This window comes from Neisseria shayeganii 871, from assembly GCF_000226875.1.
Taxonomy (GTDB): domain Bacteria; phylum Pseudomonadota; class Gammaproteobacteria; order Burkholderiales; family Neisseriaceae; genus Eikenella; species Eikenella shayeganii.
In genome coordinates this window covers 139,213-145,639 of record NZ_JH164926.1, presented here as the reverse complement: position 1 = coordinate 145,639, position 6,427 = coordinate 139,213, and the positions used below count along the sequence as shown (strand labels likewise).

The 6,427-nt window shown below is 55.9% G+C and carries 3 protein-coding genes and 1 pseudogene; 3 read left to right on the top strand and 1 reads right to left on the bottom strand.

Annotated features, from left to right (window positions below; translation table 11 throughout):
• Window positions 1-162 precede the first annotated feature (162 nt).
• The 3 genes and pseudogenes from HMPREF9371_RS00640 (at window position 163) to icd (ending at window position 3,200) form a co-directional block, all read left to right on the top strand.
• A complete protein-coding gene (locus HMPREF9371_RS00640) occupies window positions 163-1,545 on the top strand; it encodes a nucleobase:cation symporter-2 family protein (protein ID WP_009117845.1) in 1,383 nt (460 codons plus the stop codon).
• Window positions 1,546-1,609: 64 nt separating this feature from the next.
• Window positions 1,610-1,816 carry a heavy-metal-associated domain-containing protein gene (locus HMPREF9371_RS00635; RefSeq protein ID WP_040660567.1) on the top strand — a complete coding sequence of 69 codons (207 nt, stop codon included), beginning with the start codon at window positions 1,610-1,612 and terminating at the stop codon, window positions 1,814-1,816.
• Between the two features lie 144 nt (window positions 1,817-1,960).
• Window positions 1,961-3,200, top strand: a pseudogene (icd, locus tag HMPREF9371_RS00630) (NADP-dependent isocitrate dehydrogenase).
• A gap of 238 nt (window positions 3,201-3,438) precedes the next feature.
• On the opposite strand, the gene acnB reads toward icd, so the two are convergent.
• Complete coding sequence (acnB, locus tag HMPREF9371_RS00625; RefSeq protein ID WP_009117841.1) at window positions 3,439-6,024, bottom strand: bifunctional aconitate hydratase 2/2-methylisocitrate dehydratase; 2,586 nt, start codon at window positions 6,022-6,024, stop codon at window positions 3,439-3,441.
• Between the last annotated feature and the right edge of the window lie 403 nt (window positions 6,025-6,427).

The following is a 6,427-nucleotide window of genomic DNA, read 5'->3' as shown; positions in this document are numbered from 1 at the left end:
AAGATAATTATTACTATTAAAATAAATAGGGCATGCGTTTATAAGTAACATCAAGTTTTATCTTGGTTTTATCTGTATATACAGAATGGCTTTTAATACCTCTAAAGATTGAGTAAAATTTACGCCCCTTAATTTTCACACTTTCTTTACTGGATTTTCATTATGGCCGATGCCGAAACCAAACCCAGCGCCGAGGCCGATTTGGTCTATCGCTTGGAAGACAAACCTCCTTTTTTGAATGCCTTAATCAGCGCCGTGACTCACCTGCTGGCGATTTTTGTGCCCATGGTCACCCCGGCCCTGATTGTGGGCGGGGCGCTCCAACTGCCGGTGGAAATGACGGCTTATTTGGTGTCAATGGCCATGGTGGCTTCCGGCATCGGCACCTTTTTGCAGGTCAACCGCTTCGGGCCGGTAGGTTCCGGCATGTTGTCGATTCAGTCGGTCAACTTTTCTTTTGTCGGCGTAATGATTTCTTTGGGCATATCGATGCGTGAAGGCGGTCTGGATGAAAACGCCATGATTTCCACCCTGTTGGGGGTGTCTTTTGTGGGCGCATTCTTGGTGTGTGGTGCAGCTTGGGTGTTGCCTTATCTGAAGCGGGTGATCACCCCCACCGTCAGCGGCGTGGTGGTGCTGCTCATCGGCCTGAGCCTGATCCACATCGGCATCATCGATTTCGGCGGCGGTTTCGGCGCCAAAGGCACGGAAGACTTCGGCTCGCTGCGCAATATCGGCTTGGCCGCTTTTGTTTTGGTGGTGGTGCTGCTGTTCAACTGTATGCGCAATCCCTTCCTGCGCATGAGCGGCATCGCCGTGGGCCTGATTGCCGGCTATATTGCTGCCCTGCTAATGGGCATGGTGGATTTTTCCGCTTTAAAAGACGTGCCATTGGTAACCGTTCCCACACCGTTCAAATACGGTTTCGCTTTTGATTGGACCGCCTTTTTGGTGGCCGGCACCATTTATCTGCTCAGCGTGTTTGAAGCCGTGGGCGACCTGACCGCCACCGCCATGGTATCCGGCCAGCCCTACGAAGGCGAAACCTTTCAAAAGCGTCTGCGCGGCGGCGTGTTTGCCGACGGTTTGGTGTCGGTGATTGCCACCGCGCTCGGTTCCCTGCCGCTGACCACTTTTGCCCAAAACAACGGCGTGATCCAAATGACCGGCGTGGCTTCCCGCCACGTGGGCAAATTCATCGCCACGATTTTGGTGCTGTTCGGCCTGTTTCCGGTGGTCGGCCGCGCCTTCACCACCATCCCCTCTCCGGTATTGGGCGGCGCCATGGTGCTGATGTTCGGCCTGATTGCCATGGCCGGCGTGCGCATCATCATGACCCACGGCATCAACCGCCGCGAAGCGGTGATTGCCGCCACGGCGGTGGGCATCGGTTTGGGCGTGGCATTCGAGCCGGATGTGTTTAAAATGCTGCCGGAAGTGTTCCGTAATGCGATTGCGGCCGGCGGCATCACCGCCGTGCTGCTGAACCTGATTCTGCCGCACGACCGGCAGGACAAACCGGTCTTCCTGAGCGGAGAGGGCTGACGGCTTTTCAGGTAGCCTGAACACCGCCAGCGTTTATGTTGACAGCAAATTGGAAAGGATAATGATGCAAACTTCAACTTTGAATATCGAAGGCATGACCTGCGGCGGCTGTGCCAAAAGCGTGGCCAAAATCCTGCAGGCCGTGCCGGGCGTGCAGCAGGCAGACGTAAGCTACGAGCAGAAGCAGGCCGTGGTCACTTTCGACCCCGCCGCAACTTCGGAGCAGGCTCTGATCGAAGCCGTGGAAGACGGCGGTTTCGACGTGGTTTAAGCCGCCCGGCGGGCTACCTGAAACCCGCCCCGACCGGCGCAAAACGGTGGCATTCGCCCGCGAAATCTAGGATAATGCGCCGTCCGTTTCGAGCGTTTGCCCGAAACTCCGATTCAGAACAAGCAACCCATCACAGGAGACGCCATGAGTCACATCAAAGTGCCTACCGAAGGCCAAAAAAATCGTTCCCGGCCAAGCCATCCCCAACAACCCCATCATCCCCTTCATCGAAGGCGACGGCATCGGTGTAGACATCACCCCGGTCATGATTGATGTGATCGACGCAGCGGTAGAGAAAGCCTACGGCGGCGCGAAAAAAATCCACTGGATGGAAGTGTATGCCGGCGAAAAAGCCACCCGCGTTTACGGCGACAACGTTTGGCTGCCCGAAGAAACCTTGGAAGCCCTGAAAGAATACTCCGTTTCCATCAAAGGCCCGATGACCACCCCCGTGGGCGGCGGCATCCGTTCCCTGAACGTGGCCCTGCGTCAAGAGCTGGACCTTTACCAATGCGTGCGTCCCGTGCGCTACTTCAACGGCGTCCCCTCTCCGCTGAAAGACCCGAGCAAAACCGATATGGTCATCTTCCGTGAAAACACCGAAGACATCTATGCCGGTATCGAATGGGAAGCCGAAAGCGAAAACGGCAAGAAAGTCATTGAGTTTTTGCAAAACGAAATGGGCGTGAAGAAAATCCGCTTCCCGCAAACTTCCGGCATCGGCGTGAAACCCGTATCCAAAGAAGGCACCCAACGCCTGGTGCGCGCCGCCATCCAATACGCCATCGACAATGACAAGCCCAGCGTGACCTTGGTACACAAGGGCAACATCATGAAATTTACCGAGGGCGGCTTCCGCGACTGGGGCTACGAGCTGGCGCAAAAAGAATTCGGCGCCCAGCCGATTGACGGCGGTCCATGGTGCACATTCAAAAACCCGAAAACCGGCAAAGACATCGTCGTGAAAGACGCCATTGCCGACGCCTTCCTGCAGCAAATCCTGCTGCGTCCGGCCGAATACAGCGTGATCGCCACCCTCAACCTGAACGGCGACTACATTTCCGACGCCCTGGCCGCGCAAGTGGGCGGCATCGGCATTGCCCCCGGCGCCAATATTTCCGACCAATACGCAATTTTCGAAGCCACCCACGGCACCGCACCGAAATACGCCGGCCAAGACAAAGTGAACCCCGGTTCGCTGATTCTGTCCGCCGAAATGATGCTGCGCCACCTGGGCTGGAAAGAAGCGGCCGACTTGGTGATTGAAGCGATGGAAAAAGCCATCGGCGACAAACAGGTCACCTACGATTTCGCCCGCCTGATGGACGGCGCCAACGAAGTATCCTGCTCCGAATTCGGCAAAGCCATGATCGCACGCATGTAAGCACGGCACGACCAATCAGCCGAAAGGCTACCTGAAAACGGGCAAGGCGGGTTTACCGCCCAGCCAAAAGGTTTCAGGTAGCCTTTTCTTGTGGCTGTCGATTATCGGCGCATGGTACGGATGGTCCAAGCGGCAAGCGCATCAGTTGCCTATCCGCTGGCGATAAAAAAAGCGGCAAATGCCGCTTTTTTCTGTTCAGGTAGCCCTGATGAGGCTACCTGAAAACAGGCCCTGCTGCTTAAACGTTCACGCTCTCGGCCACTTGGTTGTAGCTGTCGATTTCGTTGAAGTTCATGTAGCGGTAGATTTGGTCGCCTTGCTCGTTGATGATGCCGATATTGGCTTGGTATTCCTCAATAGTGGGGATTTTGCCCAGCTTCGAGCAAATGGCCGCCAGCTCCGCAGAACCCAAGAACACATTGGTGTTTTTACCCAAACGGTTCGGAAAGTTGCGGGTGGAAGTGGACATCACGGTAGCGCCTTCGCGCACTTGCGCTTGATTACCCATGCACAATGAGCAGCCCGGCATTTCCATACGCGCACCGGCGCGGCCCAACACACCGTAGTGGCCTTCGTTGGTCAACTCTTGCGCATCCATCTTGGTCGGTGGAGCCACCCACAGGCGCACCGGAATATCGCTCTTGCCTTCCAACAACTTGGAAGCCGCACGGAAGTGGCCGATGTTGGTCATGCACGAACCGATGAACACTTCATCGATCACGGTGCCGGATTTTTCAGACATGAAGCACACGTCGTCCGGATCGTTCGGGCAGGCAATGATGGGCTCTTTGATGTCGTCCATATTGATGTCGATCACGGCGGCGTATTCCGCGTCTTTGTCGGCTTCCAAGAGCTGCGGATCGGCCAGCCAAGCTTCCATGGCTTTGATGCGGCGTTCCAGTGTGCGCGGATCTTTGTAGCCGTCGGCAATCATGTTTTTCATCAAGACCACATTGGACTTCATGTACTCGATGATCGGCTCTTTATTGAGCTTCACGGTACAGCCGGCGGCAGAACGCTCGGCAGAGGCGTCTGACAATTCAAACGCTTGCTCCACTTTCAAATCGGGCAGACCTTCGATTTCCAAAATGCGGCCGGAGAAGATGTTTTTCTTGCCGGCTTTGGCCACGGTCAGCAAACCTTGTTTGATGGCGTACAGCGGAATGGCATTGACCAAGTCGCGCAGGGTCACGCCCGGCTGCAGTTTGCCGCTGAAACGCACCAATACGGACTCAGGCATATCCAAAGGCATGACGCCGGTGGCGGCGGCAAAGGCCACCAAGCCGGAGCCGGCCGGGAAGGAAATGCCTAAGGGGAAGCGGGTGTGCGAGTCGCCACCGGTGCCGACAGTATCGGGCAGCAGTAAGCGGTTCAGCCATGAGTGGATCACGCCGTCGCCCGGACGCAGAGACACGCCGCCGCGGGTAGAAATAAATTCAGGCAACTCTTTATGGGTTTTTACGTCTACCGGTTTCGGATAAGCGGCGGTATGGCAGAAAGACTGCATCACCAAGTCGGCGGAGAAGCCCAAGCAAGCCAAGTCTTTCAATTCGTCGCGGGTCATCGGGCCGGTGGTGTCTTGAGAACCCACGGTGGTCATGCGCGGTTCGCAGTAAGTGCCGGGGCGCACGCCTTGGCCTTCGGGCAGGCCGCAGGCGCGGCCGACCATTTTTTGCGCCAAGGTAAAGCCGGCATTGCTTTCGGCAGGCGCTTGCGGCAGGCGGAATTCGGTAGAGGCGGGCAAGCCCAAAGCTTCACGGGCTTTGGCGGTCAGGCCGCGGCCGATGATCAGGTTAATCCGGCCGCCGGCTTGTACTTCGTCCAGCAACACTTGTGATTTCAATTGGAATTCGGCAACGGTTTCGCCGTTTTTCACAATCTTGCCTTCGTAAGGCAGGATATCGACCACATCGCCCATGTTCAGTTGCGATACATCCACCTCAATCGGCAAGGCGCCGGAGTCTTCTTGGGTGTTGAAGAAAATCGGTGCGATTTTGCCGCCCAAGCATACGCCGCCGTAGCGTTTGTTCGGCACGAACGGAATGTCCAAACCGGTATGCCAGATGACGGAGTTGGTGGCGGATTTGCGGGAAGAGCCGGTGCCCACTACGTCGCCGACATAAGCAACGGGGTGGCCTTTGGCTTTCAGTTCTTCCAGCAGCTTGATGGGGCCGATTTCACCGGGTTTGTCGGGGTGGATGCCGTCACGCGGGTTTTTCAGCATGGCCAAGGCGTGCAGCGGAATGTCGGGGCGGCTCCAGGCGTCGGGCGCGGGAGAGAGGTCGTCGGTATTGGTTTCACCGTCCACTTTGAAGACGGTAACGGTGATTTTTTCCGGCACTTTGTCGCGCGAAGTGAACCATTCGGCGTTGGCCCAAGATTCCAAAACGGCTTTGGCGTGTGCATTGCCTTTTTCGGCTTTTTCCTGCACGTCGTGGAAAGAATCGAACATCAGCAAGGTGTGTTTCAAGCCTTCGGCGGCAATGGGGGCCAGTTTGTCGTTGTCCAACAACTCGATCAGCGGATGGATGTTGTAACCGCCGAGCATGGTGCCCAGCAGTTTGGTGGCGTATTCGGGGGAAATCAGCGGGCTTTGTACGCTGCCTTCGGCCACAGCGGCCAGGAAAGAGGCTTTGACTTTGGAAGCGTCGTCCACGCCGGGCGGCACGCGGTTGGCCAGCAGGTCAACCAAAAACTCGCCTTCGCCGGCGGGCGGATTTTTCAGCAATTCAACCAAATCGGCGGTTTGCTGCGCGGAGAGGGGAAGAGCGGGGATACCGAGGGCTTCGCGCTCTGCGGCAGCTTTGCGGTAGGCTTCTAACATGGTGGTTTCCTTTTGTCAGGGCAGGTTAAATTTTTCTAATCGGGGGCATGAGAACCTGTTTGTGGTCTGCCTGCAGAACAGATAGGCACGCGAAACAAGGCCTTCAGACAGACTATAAACAGGTTCCGGCAGCACCGCGCATCATAACCCAAAATGCGTGAAATATAAATGCCCGCCCTACCTTGGCCCATTGGCCGGCAAGCACCTCCTCCATACAAATAATAGATTGTTTTATTTAAAAATTAACGTGAATGTTTTTTTACAAGCCTCCCATCCCTACGGAGCCAAAATCAAAACGGTAGATTGCAGGTGTTTGTTGTATCCTTCGTCCTTTAATAACTTGCCCTGCTGCCCAAAATCCGTATGAATGAAGCGCATAATTTTTCAGTGTGGGTTGCTAGAG